At 62.2% G+C, this 23,795-nt stretch carries 26 protein-coding genes; 12 read left to right on the plus strand and 14 right to left on the minus strand.

Going from position 1 to position 23,795, the window contains the following annotated elements; all coding sequences use genetic code 11:
• Window positions 1–7 precede the first annotated feature (7 nt).
• The 3 genes from ACK4FH_RS10495 to folE all read right to left on the minus strand — a co-directional run bounded on the left by ACK4FH_RS10495 (window position 8) and on the right by folE (window position 2,345).
• Window positions 8–1,066, minus strand: a complete 1,059-nt coding sequence (locus ACK4FH_RS10495; protein WP_409813329.1) for a patatin-like phospholipase family protein — start codon at window positions 1,064–1,066, stop codon at window positions 8–10.
• A gap of 117 nt (window positions 1,067–1,183) precedes the next feature.
• Window positions 1,184–1,624, minus strand: a complete 441-nt coding sequence (hisI, locus tag ACK4FH_RS10500; RefSeq protein WP_409813331.1) for a phosphoribosyl-AMP cyclohydrolase — start codon at window positions 1,622–1,624, stop codon at window positions 1,184–1,186.
• Window positions 1,625–1,715: 91 nt separating this feature from the next.
• Entirely contained in the window at window positions 1,716–2,345 is a 630-nt protein-coding gene (gene folE, locus ACK4FH_RS10505; protein WP_409673326.1) for a GTP cyclohydrolase I FolE, read from the minus strand.
• A gap of 562 nt (window positions 2,346–2,907) precedes the next feature.
• On the opposite strand from folE, the gene cysS reads away from it, so the two are divergent.
• From cysS to thrS, 4 genes are all read left to right on the plus strand, one after another.
• Entirely contained in the window at window positions 2,908–4,314 is a 1,407-nt protein-coding gene (cysS, locus tag ACK4FH_RS10510; protein ID WP_409815244.1) for a cysteine--tRNA ligase, read from the plus strand.
• Entirely contained in the window at window positions 4,315–4,818 is a 504-nt protein-coding gene (locus ACK4FH_RS10515; RefSeq protein ID WP_409813333.1) for an iron-sulfur cluster assembly scaffold protein, read from the plus strand.
• A 203-nt stretch (window positions 4,819–5,021) separates the two neighbouring features.
• Entirely contained in the window at window positions 5,022–5,348 is a 327-nt protein-coding gene (yidD, locus tag ACK4FH_RS10520; RefSeq protein ID WP_409813334.1) for a membrane protein insertion efficiency factor YidD, read from the plus strand.
• Window positions 5,349–5,357: 9 nt separating this feature from the next.
• Window positions 5,358–7,316: a threonine--tRNA ligase gene (gene thrS / locus ACK4FH_RS10525; protein WP_409813336.1), complete on the plus strand. Its 1,959-nt coding sequence runs from the start codon at window positions 5,358–5,360 to the stop codon at window positions 7,314–7,316.
• Window positions 7,317–7,450: 134 nt separating this feature from the next.
• Here the strand turns inward: thrS and ACK4FH_RS10530 are convergent, their stop codons facing one another.
• From ACK4FH_RS10530 to ACK4FH_RS10540, 3 genes are read right to left on the minus strand one after another with little or no spacing between them, the layout of a single operon-like run.
• Window positions 7,451–7,849 carry a VOC family protein gene (locus ACK4FH_RS10530; RefSeq protein ID WP_409813338.1) on the minus strand — a complete coding sequence of 133 codons (399 nt, stop codon included), beginning with the start codon at window positions 7,847–7,849 and terminating at the stop codon, window positions 7,451–7,453.
• 14 nt (window positions 7,850–7,863) lie between these two features.
• Window positions 7,864–8,418, minus strand: a complete 555-nt coding sequence (locus tag ACK4FH_RS10535; protein WP_409813340.1) for an SRPBCC family protein — start codon at window positions 8,416–8,418, stop codon at window positions 7,864–7,866.
• Window positions 8,405–8,734, minus strand: a complete 330-nt coding sequence (locus ACK4FH_RS10540; protein ID WP_409813341.1) for an ArsR/SmtB family transcription factor — start codon at window positions 8,732–8,734, stop codon at window positions 8,405–8,407. The genes ACK4FH_RS10535 and ACK4FH_RS10540 overlap by 14 nt, the downstream gene beginning before the upstream one ends.
• 140 nt (window positions 8,735–8,874) lie before the next feature.
• Here ACK4FH_RS10540 and ACK4FH_RS10545 point away from each other — a divergent pair, with 140 nt between their 5' ends.
• Window positions 8,875–10,596: a hypothetical protein gene (locus ACK4FH_RS10545; protein WP_409813343.1), complete on the plus strand. Its 1,722-nt coding sequence runs from the start codon at window positions 8,875–8,877 to the stop codon at window positions 10,594–10,596.
• Window position 10,597: 1 nt separating this feature from the next.
• Here the strand turns inward: ACK4FH_RS10545 and ACK4FH_RS10550 are convergent, their stop codons facing one another.
• Complete coding sequence (locus ACK4FH_RS10550) at window positions 10,598–11,419, minus strand: hypothetical protein (RefSeq protein WP_409813345.1); 822 nt, start codon at window positions 11,417–11,419, stop codon at window positions 10,598–10,600.
• Window positions 11,420–11,536: 117 nt separating this feature from the next.
• Here ACK4FH_RS10550 and ACK4FH_RS10555 point away from each other — a divergent pair, with 117 nt between their 5' ends.
• A complete protein-coding gene (locus ACK4FH_RS10555; protein ID WP_409813346.1) occupies window positions 11,537–12,121 on the plus strand; it encodes a nitroreductase in 585 nt (194 codons plus the stop codon).
• A 3-nt stretch (window positions 12,122–12,124) separates the two neighbouring features.
• Here the strand turns inward: ACK4FH_RS10555 and ACK4FH_RS10560 are convergent, their stop codons facing one another.
• Window positions 12,125–12,412: a hypothetical protein gene (locus ACK4FH_RS10560; RefSeq protein ID WP_409813348.1), complete on the minus strand. Its 288-nt coding sequence runs from the start codon at window positions 12,410–12,412 to the stop codon at window positions 12,125–12,127.
• A 95-nt stretch (window positions 12,413–12,507) separates the two neighbouring features.
• Here ACK4FH_RS10560 and ACK4FH_RS10565 point away from each other — a divergent pair, with 95 nt between their 5' ends.
• Entirely contained in the window at window positions 12,508–13,239 is a 732-nt protein-coding gene (locus ACK4FH_RS10565) for an HAD family hydrolase (protein WP_409813349.1), read from the plus strand.
• Here ACK4FH_RS10565 and ACK4FH_RS10570 read toward each other — a convergent pair.
• Entirely contained in the window at window positions 13,236–14,042 is an 807-nt protein-coding gene (locus ACK4FH_RS10570) for a phytanoyl-CoA dioxygenase family protein (protein WP_409813350.1), read from the minus strand. The two genes, ACK4FH_RS10565 and ACK4FH_RS10570, sit on opposite strands and share 4 nt — an antisense overlap.
• Before the next feature lie 77 nt (window positions 14,043–14,119).
• Between ACK4FH_RS10570 and ACK4FH_RS10575 the strand changes: the two genes are divergently transcribed.
• Complete coding sequence (locus ACK4FH_RS10575; protein ID WP_409813351.1) at window positions 14,120–14,716, plus strand: flavin reductase family protein; 597 nt, start codon at window positions 14,120–14,122, stop codon at window positions 14,714–14,716.
• On the opposite strand, the gene ACK4FH_RS10580 is transcribed toward ACK4FH_RS10575, so the two are convergent.
• Complete coding sequence (locus ACK4FH_RS10580; RefSeq protein ID WP_409813353.1) at window positions 14,713–16,140, minus strand: tetratricopeptide repeat protein; 1,428 nt, start codon at window positions 16,138–16,140, stop codon at window positions 14,713–14,715. The genes ACK4FH_RS10575 and ACK4FH_RS10580 overlap by 4 nt on opposite strands.
• 165 nt (window positions 16,141–16,305) lie before the next feature.
• Here ACK4FH_RS10580 and chrA point away from each other — a divergent pair, with 165 nt between their 5' ends.
• Window positions 16,306–17,631 carry a chromate efflux transporter gene (gene chrA / locus ACK4FH_RS10585; protein ID WP_409813355.1) on the plus strand — a complete coding sequence of 442 codons (1,326 nt, stop codon included), beginning with the start codon at window positions 16,306–16,308 and terminating at the stop codon, window positions 17,629–17,631.
• On the opposite strand, the gene ACK4FH_RS10590 is transcribed toward chrA, so the two are convergent.
• From ACK4FH_RS10590 to ACK4FH_RS10600, 3 genes are read right to left on the minus strand one after another with little or no spacing between them, the layout of a single operon-like run.
• Window positions 17,628–18,548, minus strand: coding sequence for a 2-hydroxyacid dehydrogenase (locus tag ACK4FH_RS10590; protein WP_409813357.1), 921 nt, complete (start codon window positions 18,546–18,548; stop codon window positions 17,628–17,630). The two genes, chrA and ACK4FH_RS10590, sit on opposite strands and share 4 nt — an antisense overlap.
• A gap of 8 nt (window positions 18,549–18,556) precedes the next feature.
• Complete coding sequence (locus ACK4FH_RS10595) at window positions 18,557–19,405, minus strand: HpcH/HpaI aldolase/citrate lyase family protein (RefSeq protein WP_409813359.1); 849 nt, start codon at window positions 19,403–19,405, stop codon at window positions 18,557–18,559.
• A 4-nt stretch (window positions 19,406–19,409) separates the two neighbouring features.
• Entirely contained in the window at window positions 19,410–19,871 is a 462-nt protein-coding gene (locus ACK4FH_RS10600) for a MaoC family dehydratase (RefSeq protein ID WP_409813361.1), read from the minus strand.
• A gap of 105 nt (window positions 19,872–19,976) precedes the next feature.
• Here ACK4FH_RS10600 and ACK4FH_RS10605 point away from each other — a divergent pair, with 105 nt between their 5' ends.
• The 3 genes from ACK4FH_RS10605 (at window position 19,977) to ACK4FH_RS10615 (ending at window position 22,115) form a co-directional block, all read left to right on the plus strand.
• A complete protein-coding gene (locus ACK4FH_RS10605) occupies window positions 19,977–21,146 on the plus strand; it encodes an acyl-CoA dehydrogenase family protein (protein WP_409813363.1) in 1,170 nt (389 codons plus the stop codon).
• Window positions 21,147–21,153: 7 nt separating this feature from the next.
• A complete protein-coding gene (locus tag ACK4FH_RS10610; RefSeq protein WP_409813365.1) occupies window positions 21,154–21,561 on the plus strand; it encodes an HIT domain-containing protein in 408 nt (135 codons plus the stop codon).
• 89 nt (window positions 21,562–21,650) lie between these two features.
• A complete protein-coding gene (locus ACK4FH_RS10615) occupies window positions 21,651–22,115 on the plus strand; it encodes a response regulator (RefSeq protein WP_409813367.1) in 465 nt (154 codons plus the stop codon).
• Between the two features lie 186 nt (window positions 22,116–22,301).
• Here ACK4FH_RS10615 and ACK4FH_RS10620 read toward each other — a convergent pair whose 3' ends face one another.
• Window positions 22,302–23,720 (minus strand): spinster family MFS transporter, encoded by a 1,419-nt coding sequence (locus ACK4FH_RS10620; RefSeq protein ID WP_409813369.1) that lies wholly within the window; start codon window positions 23,718–23,720, stop codon window positions 22,302–22,304.
• Between the last annotated feature and the right edge of the window lie 75 nt (window positions 23,721–23,795).

Here is a 23,795-nt window from a genome sequence, read left to right on the forward strand (position 1 = left end):
GGCGCCGTCAGCCGGCAAGCTCCACGATTTCCCTGATCTGAGGAATCGCTTCCTCGGCGGCTTCTTCGCCGAGCTGGATCAATTCGTCCGCGCGGTCGAAGTCGAGCAGGCTCAGATGGCCGACCTTTGGCGCAATCATGATGTCCGGCGGGTCGCCAGCCATGCGCATGCGGGCGAGGCGGTCCTGCACGATATTGAGCGAGGCGAGCATGACGCTCGCAATCCCCGGCTCGCGCCGGTCGCCGCCAATGACACGGCGCATCAGTTCCTTTTCCGGCTTCGATTTCCAGCCCAGATTGTTGAATGTCGAGCGGATACGTTCCTTGATCGGGGCGGCACCGGTTGCGGGCGCGAGAGCGTCGGCTATTTCATCTTGCGCTTCCTCGATTTCATCTTCCTCGGCGATCTGCCGTTCGATTTCGCGGAACAGCTCGTCTTCCGGCATCAGAGGCGCATTGGAGGGAATATAGCCGGGGAAGCTGCTTGAGACGCGGCGGCGCGTGGCGGGATCGAAGGGATCGTTGTTGAGATTGACGGCGATGAGGACGCGGGCGCCGAGCGCACGGGCAACCGAGACGGGGACGGGGTTCACCAGCGCACCGTCGATCAGCCAGCGGCCTTCCATGGCAACGGGTGCGAAAACACCCGGCAGCGCATAGGACGCACGGATCGCCTTGATGAGATTTCCCTGATGCAGCCAGAGTTCATGGCCGGTGGTGAGTTCGGTCGCGACACCGACGAATGTGCGCGGCAGATCCTCGATGCGCAGATCGCCGAGATGTTCGCGCATGAGATCGGCGAGTTTTGTATCGCCAATCAGGCCGGAGGAGCGGAAGCGCAGATCGAGCAGGCTCAGCATGCGGCGGCGCGTCAGCGAGCGGGCGAACTCCTCCAGCGGGTCAAGCTTGCCTGCGACAAGGCAGCCGCCGACCAGCGCACCGATCGACGTGCCGGAGACGATGTCGGGTTCGATGCCCGCGCGTGAGAGCGCGCGCAGCACGCCGATATGGGTCCAGCCGCGCGCAACGCCTGCGCCAAGTGCAATACCGATCTTCGGACGGGGCATGCGAAAATGCTTCATGGCCGTGGAACCAAACCGAATGTCGCACACTTGCGGCAGGTTCGTCCTGCCGGTTCTCCCCCGCATATGGGGAGAGGTGTGATCGCATTCGAGGCTGCGCTTCTACTCCTGAACGGAAGCTGAAAGCTTTTGTTCCCCGGTGGGCTGAAGTGCCGCAGGCTCTCCCTTCGGCACGCGGCGGTAGAAGCAGGAGCGGTAGCCGACGTGGCAGCAGCCGCCGTCGCCTGCGACTTCGACCTTCAGCCAGACCGTGTCCTGGTCGCAGTCCGTTCTAAGTTCGACGACGGTCTGGATCTGCCCGGACGTATCGCCCTTGTGCCAGAGTTCGTTGCGCGAGCGGCTCCAGTACCAGGCTTCGCCCGTTTCGATTGTACGGGCGAGGGCTTCGGCGTTCATCCAGGCGACCATGAGGAGTTCGCCCGTCTTCGCGTCCGTCGTGACGGCGGTGACGAGACCCTTGTCGTCGAATTTCGGCGCGAAGACCGAACCTTCCTCGGTTTCGCTCTTGCTGCTGCAAGTGCCGAAAGGGTGTTCGTTGCACATGGTTTCATTCCCTCTGGGCGGGACGCAAAGAAAAGGCCCCGCCATTCAGATGAAGGCGGGGCCCTTTGTCAAAGCCTGAGGCTTCAAACGGTCAGTATCCGCGGATCATCTGCATGAACCGGGCTTCCATGCGGGGATCGTCGCGGAAGACGCCGGTGAACTGCGTGGTGATGGTGGCGACATCGGGCTTCTTGATGCCGCGCGTCGTCATGCACTGATGCTTCGCCTCGATGAGGATCGCAACGCCCTGGGGGGCGAGCGCCGCATTGATCGTGTCGGCGATCTGCGCCGTCATGGTCTCCTGCGTCTGCAGGCGCTTGGCGTAGATTTCGATGACGCGGGCGAGCTTCGAGATGCCGACGACCTTCTTGGTCGGCACATAGGCGACATGGGCACGGCCGAGAATCGCGACCATGTGATGCTCGCAATGCGACTCGATGTTGATGTCGCGGAGCATGACCATGTCCTGATAGCCCTCGACTTCCTCGAAGGTGCGGGTCAGCTCCTTGAAGGGGTCTTCGTTGTAGCCTTCGAAGAATTCCTCATAGGCGCGGACGACGCGGGCGGGCGTGTCGATCAGGCCTTCGCGGTCCGGGTTGTCACCTGCCCAGGCGATCAGCGTCCGCACGGCGGCTTCGGCTTCCTCGCGGGAAGGCTTCGCCACCAGGGCAAGGCGATCGTCTTCGGTCTGGGCGCGGAGCCCATCAACAGCAGCATTCATGTCCATTCGACCAATCTCGTTTAGGGGTTTCCCGGCATTTCCGTCCCTTTCGGGCCGGGGGCGTCCGGTTCAAGTCACGGGCCTTTCCTTAGCGGAACAACCCATTTTGCCCATCAAGCACGGGGTCTTATGCCATGCTGAAGTTGATGTGACATCGGCTCAACCTTGCATATAGCCTTGCGCAAACGGCCTATCAAGGGTGCGAGGATGCCGATATCCCGCAAAATGGTGGTGAGGCATCGTCCCAGCGGCCTCACTGTTTAGACGAGGAAACCGGCCGTTTGGTTCTCTTTCGGGGGCAGAATCCTGCGGTCCCTGGTTAATTCTTAAACCTTGCCACCGAGCATGGGCTTCGCTAACAGAGTGGCAGGCTGGCGTTGCGGCCAGCGGCTGGCAAAGGGTTCCGAAGGTGACACAGCGCGTCATCACATGTTGCCGAACTTCGCGTTGCCTGACGGGCGGCTGCGCCGGCACCTGCGCGCCCGGCTGTCCCACTATCTGAGGCCCGTCTCGCGGCGGGCATGAGGATGAAGCCCCTGCCGACGACCGAATGGCCCGACCGATGAACACCCAGATCAAGAATCGCAAGCTCTCGCTCTACAATTCGCTGACGCGAAAGAAGGAAGAGTTCGTTCCCGCCGATCCCGAGCGCGTGACGATGTATGTCTGCGGGCCGACGGTCTACAATTATGCCCATATCGGCAATGCGCGGCCGGCGGTCGTGTTCGACGTGCTGGCGCGGCTCTTGCGGCGGCTCTATCCGCATGTCGTCTATGCGCGCAACATCACCGACATTGAGGACAAGATCATCGCCGCGGCGAAGGCGCAGGGCGTCGATATTTCCGTCATCACCAAGAAATATGCCGATATCTACCGCAAGGATATGGGCACGCTTGGCGTTCTCGCGCCCGATGTCGAGCCGAAGGCGACGGAAACGATCGCCGAGATGATCGCCATGATGGAACGGCTGATCGAGGCGGGGCACGCCTATGCGGCGGAGGGGCATGTGCTCTTCAACGTGCCGAGCTTTGCCGATTATGGCCGCCTTTCGGGCCGCGACCGCGACGAGATGGTGGCGGGTGCGCGCGTCGAGGTTGCGCCCTACAAGAAGGACCCGTCGGACTTCGTCTTGTGGAAGCCGTCGGATGCCGACCAGCCGGGCTGGGACAGCCCCTGGGGCCGGGGCCGGCCGGGCTGGCATATCGAATGCTCGGCGATGATCGAGAAGCATCTCGGTCAGACCATCGACATTCATGGCGGCGGCATCGACCTGCAGTTCCCGCATCACGAGAACGAGCTGGCGCAGTCGGCCTGCTCGCATGACGGGGCGCCGCTGGCGCGCTTCTGGCTTCACAATGGTTTCGTGAATATCGAATCCGAGAAGATGTCGAAGTCGCTCGGCAATGTGCTGCTGGTGAATGACCTGATTCAACAAGCGCCGGGCGAGGCGATCCGCCTTGCGCTTCTGAACGGCCATTACCGCCAGCCGCTCGACTGGACGGCGGAAGGGCTGACGCAGGCGCGGCGGATGCTCGACCGGCTTTATGGCGCGCTCCGGAACCTTGCCGATGTGAAGGCGGAGCCCGCGAACGACGCCGCGCCCGACGCCTTTGTGGATGCGCTGCTCGACGACCTCAACACGCCGAAGGCGCTGGCCGTGCTGTTCGATCTTGCGAAGCAGGCCAATACGGCAACCGATACCGGCACCAGGGCACAGCTCAAGGCGGCGCTGATCGGGGCGGGGCGGATGATCGGTATTCTCGAAATGGACCCGGAAGCCTGGTTTGCGGGCGGCGGGGCGGCTTCCCATATCGATGGAGACGAGATCGAGCGGCTGATCGCTGCCAGGAATGCGGCGCGAAAGGCCAGGGATTTCGCCGAGGCCGACCGCATCCGCGACGCGCTTGCCGCGCAGGGCATTCAGATCGAGGATGGGCCGCAAGGCACAAGCTGGAGAGTGGCGAGCTAGATGCTCAACGAGATCTACAACAAGCGCATTCTCGCCCTTGCCGCGGATATTCCGCATGGCGAGCGGCTTGCCGCGCCCGACGCCTCGGCGACGGCGGTCTCGAAGCTGTGCGGCTCGAAGGTGACGGTCGATGTGAAGCTCGATGCCGAGGGCCGGGTGGCCGATTACGGCGCCGAGGTGAAGGCCTGTGCGCTGGGGCAGGCTTCTTCCTCGATCATGGCGCGGCATGTAATCGGCGCGAGCGCCGCGGAGCTTCACGAGGTCGCCGCCGCCATGCGGGCCATGCTCAAGGAAGGTGCCGAGCCGCCGCGCGAAATCTATGGCGGCAAGTGGAAAGACCTCGAGGTGCTGGAGCCGGTGCGCGAATACAAAGCCCGCCACGCCTCGACGCTGCTCGTCTTCGATGCGGTGGAAGAGGCGGTGGAAGCCGCGCTTGCCAAAAAGGGGAGTGGTACTGCGCCCATGCAGACCGGGACCGCCACTAGCACCGGCCCGGCTGCTTAAGGCGCCGGGCCCGGCTGCTCCCGCGCGATCTGCGTCTGGGCGGCTTTTTTCCAAGCAGAACAGATGGATAGGCCGGAAAGGCGCCGGGTGCGCCTGCGTGTTGTGCCTCATCCGATTAAAAGCTAACAAGTGCGTGTAATTTTGAGTTTGTCGCGTTTTCGAACCGCAAAAGTGGAGTCCACTTTTGCTGAAAACGCTTCCTGGTGGGTTTTCCCATGCGGCGCGACCCCTTATCGCTCGCGATGCGCGGCCTGATCCGGCTCTATCAGTGGTTCATATCGCCGCTGATCGGGCCGAAATGCCGCCATCTGCCAACCTGCTCCGACTATATGGTGCAGGCGATCGAGCGGCATGGGCCGTGGCGCGGGGGATGGCTCGGCCTGTCGCGGATCCTCCGCTGCCACCCCTGGGGCAGCCACGGCTTCGACCCGGTGCCCGAGGTACTGGAGAAGCAGCCCTTCTGGGCGCCGTGGCGCTATGGAAGGTGGCGGATGCCGGACCCGGAAGTCCACACGCACGGAACGCATTGAGAGAGAAAAATGATCCAGTTGAAACTGCCAGACGGTTCCGTCCGTGAAGTTGAAGCTCCGCTCGACGGGCTCGCCTTTGCCGAGAGCATTGCGAAATCGCTTGCGAAGAAGGCACTCGCCATCAAGATCGACGGCAAGATGAAAGACCTGTCCACGGTGATCGACCGGGACGCGATCGTGGAAGTGGTGACGCCGCAGACGGATGACGGGCTTGAAATCCTGCGTCACGACTGCGCGCATGTGATGGCCGAAGCCGTGCAGGAGCTTTTTCCCGGCACGCAGGTGACGATCGGGCCGGTGATCGAAAACGGCTTCTATTACGACTTCGCGCGCGCCGAGCCTTTCAAGGCAGAAGACCTCGAAAAGATCGAGGCCAAGATGCGCGAGATCGTGGACCGCAACGAGACGATCACGCGCGAAGTGTGGAGCCGCGACGATGCGGTTGCCTATTTCAAGAAGATCGGCGAGCACTACAAGGCCGAGATCATCGAGAGCATTCCGGCGGGCGAGGATGTGTCGGTCTATCGCCAGGGCAACTGGCTCGACCTTTGCCGCGGCCCGCATCTGCCGTCGACGGGCAAGCTCGGCAAGGCCTTCAAGCTGACGAAGCTTGCCGGCGCCTATTGGCGCGGCGACAGCCGCAACGAAATGCTCCAGCGCATCTATGGGACGTGCTGGGCAACGGAGGCCGACCTCAAGGCCTATCTCACGATGGTGGAAGAGGCGGAGCGCCGCGACCACCGCAAGATCGGCCGCGAGATGGACCTGTTCCATCTGCAGGAAGAGGCGCAGGGCTCCGTCTTCTGGCACCCGAAGGGCTGGCGCATCTGGCAGGCGCTCGAGCAATATGTCCGCCGCCGGATCGATGCGACGGGCTATGTGGAAGTGCGCACGCCACAGCTTCTCGACTCGAAATTCTGGGAGCAGTCGGGCCATTGGGGCAAGTATCGCGAAAACATGTTCGTGGTGCCGGACGAAGTGCCGGGCACGGACGAGGAAGCGCCTGTGCTTTCCGGCAAGGCGAAGCTCATGGCGATCAAGCCGATGAACTGCCCGGCGCATGTGCAGATTTTCAAGCAGGGCGTGAAATCCTACCGCGACCTGCCGTTGCGCATGGCGGAGTTCGGCTGCTGCCACCGCAACGAGGCGCATGGCGCGCTGCACGGGCTGATGCGCGTGCGGCAGATGACGCAGGACGATGCGCATATCTTCTGCACGGAAGACCAGATCAAGGACGAGACGTCGGCTTTCGTGTCGCTGCTCGAAAGCGTCTATGACGATATGGGCTTCACGGATCTGAAGGTGCGCCTCGCGCTCCGCCCCGAACAGCGTGTCGGTTCGGATGAAAGCTGGGACAAGGCGGAGAAGGCGCTGGAAGAGGCGCTGACGGAGATCGGTCGCGAGTTCACGCTGGCGCCGGGCGAGGGCGCCTTCTACGGGCCGAAGCTCGAATTCCATCTGAAGGATGCGATCGGCCGTTCATGGCAGCTCGGCACGCTGCAGCTCGACTTCAATCTGCCGGAACGGCTCGATGCGAGCTATATCGGAGAGGACGGGGCGAAGCACCGCCCGGTCATGCTGCATCGCGCGATCCTCGGGTCGCTGGAGCGCTTCATCGGTATCCTGATCGAGCATTACGAAGGCCGCTTCCCGCTCTGGCTGGCGCCAGTGCAGGCGGTGGTGGCGACGATCACGTCCGACGCCGACGCGTATGCGGAGAAGGTGGCTGCCGAATTGCGCGCGGCCGGGCTTCGCGTGGAGCTCGATCTCAGGAACGAGAAGATCAACTACAAGGTGCGCGAACATTCCGTAGGCAAGGTGCCGGCGATCCTTGTCGCGGGCAAGCGCGAGGCGGAGGAGGGCACGCTCTCGGTCCGCCGTCTTGGCTCCCAGGAGCAGAAGACGATGGCGCTTGGCGATGTGGTTGCCTCGCTCGCTGAGGAGGCGACGCCGCCCGATCTCAGGTGAGGCGATAATCTCAACGACAATGTCATGCCCGGACTTGATCCGGGCATCCAGGAGCCGCTCGCTCCGAGAACGTTGCCCTGGATTGCCGGGTCAAGCCCGGCAATGACATGTTGGTTGGGAAGGGGCGAGTAGCGTCACTGTAAATTCAGTTGCCATGACACGCCGAAGCGGTCATTGAGCCAGGTGAATTTGCGGCTGAAGCCGTAATTGTCGAGCGGCATCAGGACCGCGCCGTCCTTGCCGAGGATCGCGGCGATCCTTTCCAGCTCTTCTTCCGTTTTGAGATCGACGAAGAAGGAAAAAGACGGCGTGAAGGTGAAGGTGTGTTTCGCCGGGCTGTCGATGCACATGGCGGTCTGGCCGGCGAGAGTGAAGCTCGCAAGCTGCACCGTGCCTTCGGGGCCGGGGCCTTCGCGCCCATAGCGATTGATGCTCTCGATGCGGCTCTCCGGGAAGAGCGAGACATAGAGGCTCATCGCTTCTTCCGCTTTGCCTTCGAACATCAGGAAGGGGCGTATCGTCGTTCCGGGCATTTCTTCTCCCTTTTCTATTTGCCGGTGTAGCGCTGGCGGTAGTTCTTTTCCAACCCGTCGAAGGCGGACCAGAAGGGCGTTTTCACTTCGCCTGCAAGCTGCTCCTCGAGCATGAGCAGATGGATGTGCCAGCCGCCGGAGACGTTGATGGCGCCGTCGATGCCCGAGAGGCGGCGATGGGTGAGGACGAGGCGGACCTTGCCGCCTTCTTCCGTCAGCTCGATTTCCACCACGCAGCCTTCCGGATTCATGTCGTCGTCCCAGGTGAAGCCGAGACGGTGCGGCGGCTCCCAGATTGTCACGACATGTTTGCTGTCGAAGGGGCCTTCATATTTCCTGAAGCGCTCCGGCGCGGGCTCGGGATGGGCGCCGAGATTTGAATTGTCGAAAACGACATCCATCTTGCCGCCGGCACGCGGCTCCATCGGCCCGCCGGCGAACCAGAGCCCACGCAGCTTTGCATCTGTGAGATAGTCCCAGACGCGGGTGATGGGGCCGGGCAGCTGGCGCTCGAAGCGCACAGTGTTGTTGTCGATCAGTTCGCCCCAGGCCTTGTCAATTACGGTCATTTTCCATGTCCCTTTCGGCTGCTGCGTTCAATGCGCTTTCGAGCGCGTCGAGTTTCGGTCCCCAGAAGCGGCGGATTTGGGCGAGCCAGTTCTCCACGGCGTCAATTCCCTCCAGGTCGAGCGAATAGATGCGGCGCTGCGCGTCGACTCGTACCTGGACGAGGCGGGCCGATTTCAGCACCTTCAGATGCTGCGAGATGGCGGGGGCGCTCATCTCGAAGCGGCGGGCAATGTCGCCAGCGGCGAGTTCACCGCTGGCGAGGATTTCGACGATCTGGCGCCGCGTGGGGTCGGCAAGGGCTGCGAAAGTTTCCATACCTCATTGATTCCATATTCACTTAAATAAGTCAAAATAAAAATACCAAGAAAGCCGGGCTGTTGCGGACAGGCCCCGCGTGAACGTGGTTAATTAACGGTTGGGGGTGCTGCGACAATCAGCCGGTAAGAGGATTGCGGATGAGGCGTGGAAGGTTCTGGTGCGGGGCTGTGGCGGCGCTGCTGACAGTCATGGCGTGGCCTGCGAGCGCTGAAACGGCCGCAATGGCGCCTGTGGCGAGCGGCGGCGAGAGGGTGGACCCGGCGCTGGTGCAGACACCCGCGTCCCTGCGCTGGCGCGTCACCCGCACGGCATGGACGGAGAGCGACGAGCGCGCCTTCGGCGAATTCGTGACGGCGATCGGCGAGAGCAATTGCCGGACCTTCGATGAATGTCTGAAAGGCCCATGGAACATCTACCGCGCGTCCGATCCGAAGGGCATGTTCTTCTATGCCGATTGCGCGGATCTGCCTTATGCGCTGCGCGCCTATTTCGCGTGGAAGAACGGGCTGCCCTTTTCCTATGTGAGCGCGGTGGCGCCCATCGGCGCGTCCAACGATCTGCGCTATTCGCGCTACGGCAATTATGCGGTGCGGCGCGTGGATGTGGTGCCGCAGGCAGATGGTGCATTTCCCAATGCGCGGACGGTGCTCAACACGGTCAACAATTTCGTCTCAAGCGCGATGTATCGTTTCTCGCCGGATGTATCGCGCGGTGAGCTTTTCGACTTCTATCCCGTGAAAATTCAGCGCGGCTCGATCCGTCCGGGCACGGTGATCTACGATCCGAACGGGCATGTTGCCGTCGTCTACAAGGTGGATGACGAGGGACGCATCCGCTTCATCGACACGCATCCCGACAACACGTTGACGCGCGGTTCCTACGGCAAACGCTTCGTGCGCGCCTCCGCACCGATGGGGGCGGGTTTCAAAAACTGGCGGCCGATGAAGCTTGCGGGCGCGAAGCAGGGCAAGGACGGCACATGGGTTGGCGGCCGGGTGGTGCTCGCAAAGGACAGTGAAATATCCGACTGGTCGGACGAACAGTTCTTCGGCACGGAGAGCCCGCGCCCGGCGCAGTGGCGCGCGGGCAGCTTCGTGCATAACGGGGTCGCACTCGATTATTACGATTATGTGCGGCAGGCTTTGGCGATTGGCGATGTGGACTACGACCCGGTCGCCGAAACGCGGCTCATGGTGCGCGAGTTGTGCGACGATCTGCACTACCGGGTGCAGGCGGTCGATGTCGCTGTGGCGGCTGGGCTTCACCGCCAGCCGCAGCCATCGCGCCTGCCGGACAATATCTACGGTACGCATGGCGATTGGGAGACCTATTCGACGCCGTCGCGCGATGCGCGGCTCAAGACATCTTTCGTGGAACTGCGCGATACGGTCACGCGCTTCATCGAGATGGCGGAGGCGGGCGATCCGAAACTTTCCTATGAGGGCGCCGATATAAGGCGCGATCTGCAGGCGGCCTATGAGCAAGAGGCGGGCGCCTGCAATATTTCGTATACGGCGAGCAATGGCGAAGCGCGGGCCCTGACTTTCGAAGAAGCGCGCGCGCGTGTGTTCGATTTTTCCTTCGACCCCTATCATTGCCCGGAGCGGCGCTGGGGCGCGCGTGACGAGGCGGAGCTGGCGACATGCCCGGACGGGCGCGACAAGACCGACTGGTATCATGCACAGCAAAGGCTCCGGAACCAGATCGAGCGAACCTATGACGTGCGGATGGGCTTCTCACTGGCCGAGTTGCGTGCGGGCAAGCCGGGTTCGGGTGTCGATGCGCCGCCCGGTACGGATGTTATGTTGGCGCTGGGCGCGGCAGAGGGCGACAGTGTGATCGCGACGGCGGGCGAATAGCTCAGAAGCGATACCAGAGCCCGAGGCGCCATGTCGTGTCGGCAACGGTGCCTTGTCCGGCAATGGTCCGCTCCATGCCGGCTTCCAATGCGACGCCAGGCGCAAGATGTTCCGGCAGATTTTGCACGATGGAGATGGCGAGTTTGCTGGAGCGATAGAGTTCGCCCGACTGCGTCGATGCAACAGATGCCGTGTTGAGGCTCTTGAGCAGCAAAATGGTTCCGTCGAACGGCTTTCCGCCCAGCGTTATGTCGGCGCGAATCTGATCGGGCCGACCCCGGTCGCGGTAGCGCCAGGCAACTTCCTGCACCGAAAAGATGTTCATGCCGAAGAGTGTTTCATTGCGCGCCAGCACAAGGCCAAGCTCGGCGTCAATGTCGCCACTTTTTGTCGCCGCCGGATCGTCGCCCGCATCGTCGAGATGCAGTGTCGCCAGCGTCTGAACGGAGAAAAGCGTTTCCTGCCATGTGCCGATGGCATAGCGGGCACCCGCCTTCACGCGGGAAAATCCATCATCCTCGAAGGTGATACCGAAGAAATCCGTCTTTTCGCGCTTCCATGCGGCTTCGCCGATCAATGTCAGATTGTCGAACAGTCCATATTCGGCATAGGACGAGATTTCGTATTTGGTGTAGCGGCTGGTCCAGCGCTTTTTGCCATTGCTTTCATACCGCTCGTTGGCGGTAAGGCGGGAGCCAGTGAGGATGATCTCGCCCTTGCCGGCAGGCAGGGGCCAGCCGCCTGCATGCGTTTCAGCCACGAATGTCATGCTCGCGGCCATGCCTGCCAGCAGGGCACGGCGCACGCCTATCCATTGTTCCATGCAGAATGCCCCCTCTCTCCCCAAGGTCATGGTGGCGGGCGGGCTTGTCCAAGTAAAGCGCCGGGCTTAATTAGATTGGTACCGCCGATTGGCATATGTCAGCAAAAGGACGAAATCGTGCCCCGTTCCCCCGAAACAGTCGATCTTCTGCTCACGCGCCGCTCGGCCAAGGCGCTGACGATGGTCGAGCCGGGGCCGGACGCGGACGAGCTTCAGACAATTCTGACGGCGGGCGCGCGAGTACCGGATCACGGCAAGCTTGCGCCGTGGCGTTTCATCATTTTCAGGGGTGAGGCGAGAGCAGCCTTCGGCCAGGAACTTGCCCGGATTCATGCCAGCGCGCAGCCGGGTGCAACGGACGACCAGATTGCATTCGAGGCGAACCGGCTGACACGTGCGCCCGTCGTCGTCGCTGTCGTTTCGCGCGTCACGCCGGGTATCAAGATTCCGGAATGGGAACAGGTTCTCTCCGCCGGTGCCGTTTGTCAGAACATGCTGGTTGCGGCGACGGCGCTCGGCTTCGGCGCGCAATGGCTGACGGAGTGGTATGCGTTCGATCCGGAAGTGAGTGCGGTGCTCGGGCTTCAGGAGAATGAAAAGATTGCAGGCTTCATCTATCTCGGCAGCGAGAGCGTTGCGAAGGATGAGCGTCCGCGTCCCGTGCTCGCCGAAATCACATCGGAATGGAAGCCAGACAATTGATGGTCAATTGCCCGAAAAGGTGGGAGAGCCGCGTACCTCGCCTTCGGCGAAGCGGGTAAGCGCTGTGCCCTGCGCGATGGCCGTACCGACTTTCTTGTCGCGCCGGTTGATACGCTCGGCTTCTCCCGGAAAGAGCGAGCGGCGATTGTCGGCCATGAAGGAAACCAGCACCAGAAATATGAGGGAGCCAACGCCAATGGCGCCGGTTTCGTTCTGCAGATAGATCGCTCCCGTCACGCCCGCACCGCCAAGTGCGATGATCGACGCTATGATGATCTTGAAGAGTCGCATGATGCCTCCTCAGCCTTTCAGCCCCCTACAGATCACGTAGTATAGGCCCGAATTGTGTCGAAACGGAACATGCTAGGGCAAGGACAAGTGCGGGAATGGCGGAAATCCGGGAATTGAAGCGGCCAAAGGGACTGCTTTTCGACAAGGACGGCACCATGTTCGACTACCATCGGACATGGACGCCGCTGCTGACGGAAGTGGCGGAGCGGCTCGCCGTTGGCGACAGGCGGAAGGTGCAGGCGATGCTTGCCGCGATCGGCCATGATGCGGAGAGCGGCCGCTTCCTCTCGGGCAGCATCGCGGCGGCGGGCGACACGTTCGCGCTGGCGGATGTCTGGCTGCGCCATCTGGATGGTGCCGACCGTGCGGCGTTGATCGCCACGCTCGATGCGCATTTCGCCGAGGAGGGACCGAAGCGTTCAATACCTGTTGCAGACCTCGCGGCGCTGTTCGGGCGGTTGAAGGCAAACGGATTTATTCTCGGCATTGCGACGAATGACGTCGAAGCATCGGCGCTTGGAACGGTCGAGCGCTTCCGCCTCGGTGCACATGTCGATTTCGTGGCAGGCTACGACAGCGGCCATGGGCAGAAACCGGGTCCGGGCATGGCGCTTGCCTTTTGCGATGCGGTGAAGTTGATGCCGGTCGAAATAGCCGTGATCGGCGACAATTCACATGATCTTGAAATGGGCCGGAGGGCGGGCGCTGGGCTTGGCATCGGCGTGTTGACGGGAACGAGCGCGCGCGACGATCTTGCGCCGCTTGCCGACCATGTGATCGAGAGCATCGAGCTGCTACCACCGCTGCTCGACAGTTTTGAATCCTAGCTATCCCAGATCGAGCGGAAGGAGCGCGTGTCGTCCAGCAGGCGCTGCGCCGGCGTTTTCTTGTCGATATGGCCGATCAGATTGCGATAGGTGCCGAAGCCACACAGCTCGCGCAGGCGCGGCTCGAACTCCCTGACGATGTTGAGCGGAATGCCAAGCTGCTGGTTCTCCTGCTGGCGGATGAAGCCCGCGCAATAATTCATGGCGATGCCGACTCGGCGCGCCTTCGATTTGTTTGCGCCGCCGCCATGCCAGAGGCTGCCATGCCAGATGAGCACGGAGCCCTTTTTCATTTCGGCGGGAATGCTGTCGTAATGCTTGCCATATTCAGGCGAGCTGTCGCGCTTGTGCGTACCGGGAATGATGCGCGTCGCGCCGTTCTCTTCGGTGAAGTCCGTCAGCGCCCACATCGAATTGCAGACAAAGGGGATATGCGGCTTTGCAGCCGGCATCACCTGATCGTCGGCATGGATCGGCTGGGCGGTTTCACCGGGGTCGATGGAAATGGAGGAGAGGGAGGAGACGAGGCAGCCATCGTCCAGCACGCCTTCGACAACGGGCAGCACGGAAGCGTGAACCGGGATGCGGCGGAAAACAGGGTCGAGCGCCAGCAGATTGTAAATGCGGACCGTGTGATGGCCTTCGAAGCTGTTCCTTGCCGGCACGATATTCATCTCGCGCTCAAGCCGGAGAAGCGTGTCGTTCAGCCGGTCGATCAGATCCGGTTCAATGGCGTTTTCGACGATGGTGTAGCCATGCTCTTCCACGGCGGCGATATGGGCGGCGGCTTCTTCCGGCTTCATTTGTTCCTTCCTTTTCACGTCTCTTTTGCAGGCATGATACGCTTGCCGCCACTGACGTCCATAGCGGGAGATCACCCATGTTCTACGATGCCGGCCGCAACGATCATGGCCTCCGGCACGATCCATTCAAGGCGGTGGTTGTGCCCCGGCCCGTCGGCTGGATTTCATCGGTAAGCCGGGACGGTGTCCTCAATCTCGCACCCTACAGTTTCTTCAATGCGGTTTCGACCGATCCGCATATCGTCGCCTTTGCGAGCTATGGCCGGAAGGACAGTCTCGTCAATGCGGAAGAGCAGGGGGAGTTCGTCTGCAATCTGGCAACCTGGGACCAGTGCGGCGGCCTGAACATGAGTTCGGCGACAGTGGAGCCGGAGGTGGACGAGTTTGCGCTTGCGGGCCTCGAGACGGAGCCTTCCCGCATGGTCAGGCCGCCGCGCGTGAAGGGCGCGCCGGTGTATTTCGAATGTGTCTGGCTGCAGACCATGCCGATGAAGGGGCGCGACGGGCGGCTCAGCTACTTCCTCGTTTTCGGGGAAGTGGTGGGTGTCCATATCGAGGACCGGTTCATCCATGACGGCATGGTCGATACCGCCGCGATGAAGCCGATCGCGAGGCTTGGCTATCACGATTATTCGGTGGTGGACGAGGTCTTCACGATGAAGCGGCCCGGCTAGCGCCAGCTTGTCGGTTTCACGTCGAAGGCGAGGCTGATGCGGCGCTCGGTGCCTGAAAAAGGCAGCGTGCGATGGAAGAGATAGGAGGGGAAGAAGATGGCATCCCCTTCGCGCGGCTCGAGCGTGATCGTATGCGGCTCGAAAGCGGCATCGAATTCCGGCGGCGGATGGCCGAACTCGATCCAGCCGTCCTGTCCGGAGTCGCCCTGGCCGAGTGTAGGCGGCAGCGCGACGTAATAGACGCCGCTCATCCAGCCGCCGACATGGATATGCGAGTGCTGGTGGCCGCCTTCGGAGAGAAGCGTGCCCCAAAGATCGAGGTGATAGGTTTTCGGCACCTGACCGAGATAGGGATGTTTCGGCTGCACCTTGATGCTGTCGAAATGCGCATCGATGGCGCGGCGCAGGACTTTCTCGAAAGCGATGAAGGGCTCGCGCGGGTTGTCGAGCAAGAGGCCCGTCTGGCCGCCCTTGCGCGTCGCCTTGCCGGCAGGTTCCCATGTCACGGTCGGGTCTTCATCGAGGGCCTTTACCAGCGCGGCATTGAAGGCCGCCATGCTGGCATGGCCTTCCGGCGTTTCCAGAGTCATGCGGGTGAGGAGACGCCCAAGTTCGGCGCGGTAGCCTGACGGCATTTCGCCGAATTCCTGGGCGCGCGCGAAGGGAAGCCAGGCCGCGGCGCGGCGCTCCGGCCCGTGAACGGCAAGGGTGCGTTCGAAGATTTCCGCTGCCTCGCGCGCATGACCGAGCTTCATGCGCGCCATGCCGAAGCTGACATAAGAGAGGGTGTCCTTCGGATTGAGTGCGCAGGCGCGTTCATAGGCGGCTGCTGCTGCTTCCATGTTGCCGCGCTTCTGCTCGGCATTGCCGAGATTGCCGTAAGCCGCGGCGAGGTTCGGATTGAGCTCGATGGCCTTTTCGAAGGCCGCGACCGCTTCATCGAGCCGTTCCTGACGAAGCAGCACCATGCCGAGCTGAACATGGAAAGCTGCGATGGGCTGATGCTCAATGGCGCGGCGATATTGCGCTTCGGCATCCGCGAAGCGGTTTGCGCGCTGATAGATCTGGCCAAGCGTTGCGGCGATCTGCGGATGGTTCGGAAAGAGATTTGCCGCATGTTCGTAATGCGTGATGGCCTCGCCCCAGCGGCCGCCCTGCTGCAACAGCCGGCCAAGATTGACCCAGGTGGTCGACTGGTTCGGCGCGAGCTTGAGTGCCTGCCGGAGAAGCTGCTCGGCTTCGGCAATCGCACCGCGCTCGACGATGATCGAGGCGAGCAGCGACATTGCGTCGACATCTCCCGGCGCCGCGGTCAGAAGCTCGCGGCAGCGCGTTTCGGCGACGCCTTTGCGGCCCTCTTTCATCAAGGCGAGGATGTCCCGGTAGCGCTCGGGAATTTCGGGGGCGGCAGCTTCGCTGGTCAAAATGCGGTCCATATCGTGTTGGGATTGCGCTCAAACTGCACAGGCGGACCCGCTGCGTCAATCGCATTGCGGGAGGGGCGACATGCAATTGATGCAGTTTTCCGCTGTAGCCGCAATATTGACGGTTCGACTGCGCCGAATCGCCCTGCCAGCGGAGTTAACGATATGAGCGGAAACACCGAAGTGAGCTTTGGCGAGGCATTCCGCGTCTGGACCAAGATCGGTTTACTGAGCTTCGGCGGGCCGGCCGGACAGATTGCACTCATGCACCGGATACTGGTGGAGGAGAAGAAGTGGCTCTCCGAGCCGCAGTTCCTTCACGCGCTCAATTTCTGCATGTTGCTGCCGGGGCCGGAGGCGCAGCAGCTTGCGACCTATTCCGGCTGGCTGCTGCATGGTGTGAAGGGCGGGCTCGCGGCGGGGTTGATGTTCATTCTGCCGGGCGTTGCCGTGATGCTGGTTCTCAGCATCCTCTATGCCACCTATGCCGATCTCGGGACAGTCGAGGCGATCTTCTTCGGCATCAAAGCGGCGGTCTTCGCCATTGTGATAGAGGCGCTGATCCGCATCGTGAAGCGTGCCATGAAACAGGGTGCGCTTTATGCGGTTGCGGCGGCGGCCTTTGTGGGGATTTTCTTTTTCGACATTCCCTTTCCGCTGGTGATCGCGGGCGCGGCGTTGCTTGGCTTTGTCGCCCTGCGCTCCGGGCTAATTTCATCCACGCCGCCCGATGGCGGCGAGGACGGGAACGGTGCGACGAAGCCGGTGACGCGAACAGGCATGGCGCTTCGTTCATTCGGAACTCTTGTTATCGGCCTCGCGCTTTGGCTCGGGCCTGTGGCGGCGCTGATCTTTTTCCTTGGTGGCGGCCACGTTCTCGCGCAGCAGGCCGTCTTCTTCTCGCAGATGGCGGTCGTTACCTTCGGCGGCGCCTATGCGGTGCTTGCCTATGTGGCGCAGGAAGCTGTGCAGAATTACGGGTGGCTGTCGGCGCACGAGATGCTGGATGGGCTTGGCCTTGCCGAGACGACGCCGGGGCCGCTCATTCTGGTTCTGCAGTTTGTCGGCTATCTCGGCGCCTTTCGCGCGGAGACCGGGCTCGATCCCGTCATGGCGGGTATTGCGGGCTCGGCGGTGACGGTCTGGGTCACATTCGCACCGTGCTTCCTGTGGATTTTTCTTGGCGCGCCTTACATCGAACGGTTGAGAAAGGTCGAAAGCCTCAATGCCATATTTGCGACGATTACGGCGGCGGTGGTCGGTGTCATTCTCAATCTGGCAATCTGGTTCGGCCTGCATGTGCTGTTCGGCGAGGTCGCCGAAAGGCATGTCTCGGTGCTGCGGCTCTGGGTACCCGATATATCGACGCTGGATTTCTGGGCGCTTGCCCTCAGCATTGGCGCGCTTGTCGCCGTGCTGAGGTTCAAGATGGGCATGGTGAGCGTGCTCGGGCTTGCGGCCCTGCTTGGCCTGGCGATCCGGCTCGTTTAGGCGTTCACCGGGTTCGGCAATGGTTTGCCGCCGAAGAAGGCATCGAGATTGGCGATCACCGTGTCGCCCATAGCAACGATCGCCTCTGACGTACCGCCGCCAAGATGCGGCATGACGACGATATTGGGCAGGCTGACGAGATCGGCGCGGGGCGTGGGCTCGTTCTCGAAGACGTCGAGGCCGGCGCCGGCGATGGTGCCGTTTTTCAGGGCGTCCATCAGCGCCTCTTCATCGATGGCGGAGCCGCGCGAGATATTGATGACGTGGCCTTCGGGGCCGAGCGCCTTCAGGAGTTCGGCATTCACCAGATGCCGGTTCGTCTCGTCGGCGCGGTGGGCGAGGATCAGCGTGTCCGCCCAGGTGGCAAGATCGAGTGCCGATCGGAAATAGCGATAGTGGATGCCGGGCTTTTCGCTGCGGCCGGTATAGGCGATTTCGGTTTCGAAGCCTTCGAGACGCTTTGCGATCTTCAGGCCGATCGCGCCGAGGCCGACGATGCCGATCTTGCGGCCGGTGAGGCCGCGCAGGAAGAGAAGCGAGGCAGGATTTTCGCCGCGCCATTTTCCGGTGCGGGTGAGCCTGTCTGCTTCCACGACCTTGCGGATCGAGGCGAGGAGAAGGGCGATGGCGAGATCGGCGACGGTCGCGGCATTTGCGCCAACGGTGTTTGCGACCTTGATACCGCGGCGTTCTGCCTCCGCCACGTCGACGCCTTCATGGCCCGAGCCGAAGCAGCAGATGAGTTTCAGTTTCGGCATGGCATCCATCGCGGCGGCATCCGTGATATTCGCGCCGATGGTGATCAGGGCTTCGGCCGCGCCGCGCGATGCAGGGTCGGTGATGACGGTAAAACGATCGGAGAGCTTGCGCTCGAAGGGCTTGCCAAGCGGCAGGGCGAGAAAGACGGAAGGTTTCATAAGCGGTACTATGCTCCTGCGCGGGCGAGAAGGGCGCGCGCCTGTTTTAGATGCGGGATGTCGAGCATGACGCCATCGAGCGCGACGACGCCGACGTCGCCTGCCCCATCGAAGGCGGCAATGACGGCGCGGGCATGGGCGAGATCGGCCTCGCTTGGCGTGAAGACTTCGTTGATGATAGCGACCTGTGCCGGGTGAATGGCCATCTTGCCGGTGAAGCCGTCTCGCATGGCGATGCGTGCTTCAGTCTCAAGACCTTTCTCGTCGCGGAAATCCTTCCAGATGCCATCGACAGGCTGCACGCCTGCAGCGACCGCGCCAAGCAGCGTCAGCGTGCGGGCGAGCCGGTAGGGTCCGGTATAATTCCCGTTCTCGTCCTTGTTGTCGCGCGCGCCGAGCGCTGCGGCGAGGTCTTCCGCACCCCAGGTGAGGAAGGCGAGGCGCTCATGGGAACCGGCATAGGTACCAAGGGTAAAAAGCGAGGCTGCGGTTTCGGTTGCAACGCAGCCGATGCCGATATGCTTGTCGCCGCCCATGCGGTCGATGCGGGCGCCCACCTTTTTCACGCAGTCGCCGGAAAGCGTTTTCGGCACGACGATGAGGTCGGGCTTTGCCGGGACTACGGCTTCGAGGTCCTTCTCCCAGAAAGGCGTGTCGAGTGCATTCATGCGGACGATGATTTTCGGGCCGGTGCGATCCGCCGATTTCAAGTAGGCGGCGGCGGAGTGGCGTGCGGCGTCCTTGGCGGAGAGGGCAACCGAATCCTCGAGATCGAGGATGATCGCGTCTGCGCCGCAGCTTGCAGCTTTCGACAGTTTCTTTTCGCTGTCGGCGGGAATGAAGAGGAAGGAGCGCATGCGTTCAGCCTTCCTCGCTTTTCGCGATCATGAAGGCCTGGCGCGTGCATGAGGCGACTTCCTCATTGCGCTGGTTGAAGGCCTTGTGCTCGAAGGTGACGATGCCGGCCTTGGGCCGTGACTTCGACCGGCGTTTCGAAATAACGCGGGTTTCGATATGCAGCGTATCGCCGTGGAAGACGGGCTTGGGGAAGGTCACATCCGTCATGCCGAGATTGGCGATGGTGGTGCCGAGCGTCGTGTCATGCACGGAAATGCCGATCATCAGGCCGAGCGTGAAGAGGCTGTTCACCAACGGCTTGCCGAATTCGGTTTCGGTCTCGGCATAATGATGGTCGAGATGGAGGGCCGCCGGGTTCATGGTCATGGTGGAGAAGAGGACATTGTCCGTTTCCGTCACCGTGCGCCTGATCTGGTGCTGGAAGACGTGGCCTTCCGCGAATTCCTCGAAATAAAGTCCCGGCATTTTGATCCCCGTCTTTTCTTTTCCCGGCGGGCCTCGCTCGAAAGCCCCCTCCCGGCTAGGTTATAGCGGCGCAAATCACAACACGAAACGGCGCGGGGAGGATAAATGGATTTCCGGTTCAGCGATGAGCAGCAGGCCATCCGGGACGCAGTGGCCCGCATCTGCGCAAAGTATGACGATGCCTATTGGCTGGAGCGCGACCGCAAGGGCGGCTTCCCGGATGATTTTGTGGCCGATATTGCGGGCGGCGGCTGGCTCGGCGTCGCCATGCCGGAAGAATATGGCGGCTCCGGGCTCGGCGTGACGGAAGCGGCTATCGTCGCGCAGACCATTGCGGAATCGGGCGCCTGTCTTTCGGGTGCTTCTGCCATTCATATCAACCTCTTCGGGCCCATGCCTGTGGTCGTGTTCGGCACGGCGGAGCAGAAGGAGCGGAACCTGCCGCCGCTCATTCGTGGCGAGGATCGCTGCTGCTTCGGCGTGACGGAGCCCGATGCGGGGCTCAACACGACATCCATATCAACACGGGCCGAGAGGGACGGGGATAAGTATGTCGTTCATGGCCGCAAGATGTGGACATCGACGGCGCAGAGCGCGAACAAGATCCTGCTGCTCGCCCGTACCACGCCCAAGGAAAAATGCGCGAAGCCGACAGAGGGCCTGTCGCTTTTCTATACCGATCTCGACAGGGACGGCGCGACAGAGGTGCGCGAAATCGAGAAGATGGGGCGCAAGGCCGTCGACTCGAATGCCGTCTTCTTCGACGGGTTGCGTGTGCCGAAAGACGATCTGATCGGCGAGGAGGGCAAGGGCTTTCACTATCTGCTGCACGGTCTCAACCCGGAGCGCGTGCTGATCGGTGCCGAAGCCGTGGGTGTCGGGCGCATCGCGCTGAAGAAGGCGACGGATTATGCGCGGGACCGCGAGGTCTTCGGACGGCCGATCGGGCAGAACCAGGCGATCCAGCATCCGCTCGCGCGGGTATGGGCGGAGCTTGAGGCGGCGAACCTGATGGTTTTCAAGGCGGCGGCGCTTTACGACGCGGGCGAGAATTGCGGCGCAGAGGCCAATGCCGGGAAGTATCTCGCGGCGGAGGCGGGCTTCCGGGCCTGCGAGACCGCAATCATGACGCATGGCGGCATGGGCTATGCCAAGGAGTTTCACGTGGAACGCTATATGCGCGAAATAATGATCGCGCGGATTGCGCCGGTGAGCCGCGAGCTGATCCTGAGTTTCATCGCCGAGCGGGTGCTCGGATTGCCGAAGTCGTATTGAGGCCTGAATGTCCTTCGAAATCCATGATCGGCTTGCCGCCGATACCTTTCTCGTCACCGATCTCACGCTTTGCCGGGTGCTGCTGATGAACGACCGGCGGTTCCCGTGGCTCATTCTCGTTCCGCGGCGGGCGGGCCTCAGGGATTTCGACGATGTGGCGGGGGCGGAGAAGGCGGATTTTCACGCCGAGATCGACCTCGCCTCGGCGGTTCTCAGGGAGGTGTCGGGGGCTGAGAAAATGAACGTGGCCGCACTGGGGAATATGGTGCCTCAGCTTCATGTCCATGTGATTGCCAGATTTGCGGCGGATGCGGCCTGGCCGGGCCCCGTGTGGGGCGTGGGGCAGGCAGAGCCCTATGGGCCAAATGAGGCAAAAGGTCTCGTCGCCCGGCTTTCCGGTGCTTTCCGGGGCTGAGGGAAACGCGGTTAACGATTGGTTTAAGACTCGGGGCCTAGTGTCCTTGGCAGAGACGGGCGTGGTGCCCGCATGCCGGACATGGACCCTTGGCCAAAGCTCTCGTTGCCGATTCCTCTGCCGCCGCTGGACGGGCTGCCGCCCATCTGCTGGAGCAGCTCGGCTTTCGCGTCGCCTGTGCGGCGGGCGCGGAAGAGGCGATGGCGCTGATCGCGGGGACGCGGCCGGAGCTTGTGCTGGCCGATGGCCGGCTTGAGAAGGCGGGCGGAGGCGGGCTCATAGAGGCGATCCGCCGTCAGGTCTGGGGCGATGACCTTTGCCTGTTCCATGTGACGGCCGATGGCTCTGCATCCTCGATCCGCCGTGCGCTCGATGCTGGCGCCGACGATTACATCGTGAAGCCCTATGACGAGGCTCTGCTGCGCTTCAAGCTGATGCAGGCGCGGACACGCGGGCGGCTCGATACCGGCCGGCCGAAGCTCCGCGTGGTGCAGGACAATTCCAGCGCGGGCGATACATCCTGGCGGTTCCGGGTCTATGGCCGGACGGCCTGACTGGCCGGCTGTGAACAAGTCCCGAGAGGGTTTCCTGTCCGCGCGCTAGATCGCTTTCTTCAGATTTTGAACCCGGAAGCTGAGATACCGATTCAGGTGCCTCAGATTCCGGTTCAACATGTTTGCAGTCCTCGATGAGACCTTCGCAATCAAATTAGCCAAGTTCTACAAGTTATTGAATTAGAGTTATTTTTCGTTTTCGGCGCTCCACTTTTCGAGATAGTCGAGGCTCTCCTTGTAGGGCTTGAGCCCAAGTAAGCCGATCACGATGGCGAGCGTCAGAACGATGGCCGGCACCAGCACCAGCGAGTAACGCAGCATCATTTCATCGCCATAGACGAAGTCCGTCGCCAGCGCGATCGAGGTGGGCCCCAAGCCCAGGCCAATGATCGTCACCACGAAGATGAGGATGGCGGAAGCGAAGCCGCGCATCTGGTTCGGCATCAGCTCCTGGAGGGCCGAGGGGCCGGCGCCGGTGGTGAAGGTGGCGAAGAAGGTAGAGGGGCAGAGCAGCAGAATGGCGATCCAGGGATCATCCACCAGCGGATATGCAATTGTGAAGGGAAAGGCCGCGAGGCCGGTAAAGGCGCAGACCCTCATACGTCCGTTGCGGATGCCCTTGCCGGTGAGGTAGTCGCCCGCCCAGCCGCCTGCGATGACGCCGACGGTGCCGAAGATGACGATGACGAGGCCGTACCAGAAGCCGGCTTCCGGGTAGGACCAGCCGTGGGTGCGGACGAAAAGGGTCGGAATCCAGGCGGCGACGCCATAGGCCATCATGGCGGAGAGCGCGTAGCACAGATTGAGTGGCACCATGGTGCGCCAGTTGCGGCCCATATACTGGAAGACTTCCTGAACCGGCACTTCGACGCGGCGGGCGATGCCATCTTCGCCGACGGCTGTGCGGACATGGCCGCGCCGGTCCGGCTCGCGGAGCGTCCAGACCCAGATGGCCACCAGAATGCCCGGCAGGCCGACCACGAAGAAGGTGATCTGCCAGGCATAGACTTCGCCGACGATCGGCAGGTCCATGCTGCCGCCTTCCGATACCAGCGCAATGACGGCGGCTCCGATGATGAGGGCGAGGCCGGCGCCGATATAGACGCCCATGCCATAGACGCCGAGCGCGAAGCCGAGACGTTTCGGGGGGAAATAATCCGCGATGATCGAATAGGCGGCAGGAGAGAGAGCAGCTTCGCCGACACCGACGCCTGCGCGGAAGATGAAAAGCTGCCAGAAGGAGCGCGCCGTGCCGCAAAGGGCGGTCATCAGGCTCCAGACGAAGACACCCAGCGCGATGATATTGACACGGTGGTGGCGGTCGACGAGACGGCCGATGGGCAGGCCCGCGATGCAATAGAAAACGGCGAAGGCAAAGCCCTGCAGCAGGCTCATCTCGGTGTCGGAAATGCCAAGGTCGCGTTTGATCGGACCGACAAGGAGGCTCAGGATCTGCCGGTCGATAAAGGAGAAGGTGTAGGCGAGGACAAGGACGCCAACCACGTACCAGGCGTAGATCGCCTTCGGGTACGGCTTGTCCGACTTTTCCTTGTGCGGGTGATGAAGTTCCTGTTCGACCTCGGCGGCCACTTCGACTTCAGACATGTTCCCTCCCGTTTTGCGCAGTTCCCCTCCGCGCTTTTACGAAGCTTAACGCGCCGAAACGAAATTGCTCGCGAA

The organism is Parvibaculum sp. (assembly GCF_046297875.1).
GTDB lineage: Bacteria > Pseudomonadota > Alphaproteobacteria > Parvibaculales > Parvibaculaceae > Parvibaculum.

Excerpts from the sequence above, each read along its gene's own strand:
- ACK4FH_RS10495 (WP_409813329.1), bottom strand. The coding sequence starts at position 1,066 with ATGCCCCGTCCGAAGATCGGTATTGCACTTGGCGCAGGCGTTGCGCGC.
- hisI (WP_409813331.1), bottom strand. The coding sequence starts at position 1,624 with ATGTGCAACGAACACCCTTTCGGCACTTGCAGCAGCAAGAGCGAAACC.
- folE (WP_409673326.1), bottom strand. The coding sequence starts at position 2,345 with ATGAATGCTGCTGTTGATGGGCTCCGCGCCCAGACCGAAGACGATCGC.
- cysS (WP_409815244.1), top strand. The coding sequence starts at position 2,908 with ATGAACACCCAGATCAAGAATCGCAAGCTCTCGCTCTACAATTCGCTG.
- ACK4FH_RS10515 (WP_409813333.1), top strand. The coding sequence starts at position 4,315 with ATGCTCAACGAGATCTACAACAAGCGCATTCTCGCCCTTGCCGCGGAT.
- thrS (WP_409813336.1), top strand. The coding sequence starts at position 5,358 with ATGATCCAGTTGAAACTGCCAGACGGTTCCGTCCGTGAAGTTGAAGCT.
- ACK4FH_RS10530 (WP_409813338.1), bottom strand. The coding sequence starts at position 7,849 with ATGCCCGGAACGACGATACGCCCCTTCCTGATGTTCGAAGGCAAAGCG.
- ACK4FH_RS10535 (WP_409813340.1), bottom strand. The coding sequence starts at position 8,418 with ATGACCGTAATTGACAAGGCCTGGGGCGAACTGATCGACAACAACACT.
- ACK4FH_RS10540 (WP_409813341.1), bottom strand. The coding sequence starts at position 8,734 with ATGGAAACTTTCGCAGCCCTTGCCGACCCCACGCGGCGCCAGATCGTC.
- ACK4FH_RS10545 (WP_409813343.1), top strand. The coding sequence starts at position 8,875 with ATGAGGCGTGGAAGGTTCTGGTGCGGGGCTGTGGCGGCGCTGCTGACA.
- ACK4FH_RS10550 (WP_409813345.1), bottom strand. The coding sequence starts at position 11,419 with ATGGAACAATGGATAGGCGTGCGCCGTGCCCTGCTGGCAGGCATGGCC.
- ACK4FH_RS10560 (WP_409813348.1), bottom strand. The coding sequence starts at position 12,412 with ATGCGACTCTTCAAGATCATCATAGCGTCGATCATCGCACTTGGCGGT.
- ACK4FH_RS10565 (WP_409813349.1), top strand. The coding sequence starts at position 12,508 with ATGGCGGAAATCCGGGAATTGAAGCGGCCAAAGGGACTGCTTTTCGAC.
- ACK4FH_RS10570 (WP_409813350.1), bottom strand. The coding sequence starts at position 14,042 with ATGAAGCCGGAAGAAGCCGCCGCCCATATCGCCGCCGTGGAAGAGCAT.
- ACK4FH_RS10575 (WP_409813351.1), top strand. The coding sequence starts at position 14,120 with ATGTTCTACGATGCCGGCCGCAACGATCATGGCCTCCGGCACGATCCA.
- chrA (WP_409813355.1), top strand. The coding sequence starts at position 16,306 with ATGAGCGGAAACACCGAAGTGAGCTTTGGCGAGGCATTCCGCGTCTGG.
- ACK4FH_RS10590 (WP_409813357.1), bottom strand. The coding sequence starts at position 18,548 with ATGAAACCTTCCGTCTTTCTCGCCCTGCCGCTTGGCAAGCCCTTCGAG.
- ACK4FH_RS10595 (WP_409813359.1), bottom strand. The coding sequence starts at position 19,405 with ATGCGCTCCTTCCTCTTCATTCCCGCCGACAGCGAAAAGAAACTGTCG.
- ACK4FH_RS10600 (WP_409813361.1), bottom strand. The coding sequence starts at position 19,871 with ATGCCGGGACTTTATTTCGAGGAATTCGCGGAAGGCCACGTCTTCCAG.
- ACK4FH_RS10605 (WP_409813363.1), top strand. The coding sequence starts at position 19,977 with ATGGATTTCCGGTTCAGCGATGAGCAGCAGGCCATCCGGGACGCAGTG.
- ACK4FH_RS10610 (WP_409813365.1), top strand. The coding sequence starts at position 21,154 with ATGTCCTTCGAAATCCATGATCGGCTTGCCGCCGATACCTTTCTCGTC.
- ACK4FH_RS10620 (WP_409813369.1), bottom strand. The coding sequence starts at position 23,720 with ATGTCTGAAGTCGAAGTGGCCGCCGAGGTCGAACAGGAACTTCATCAC.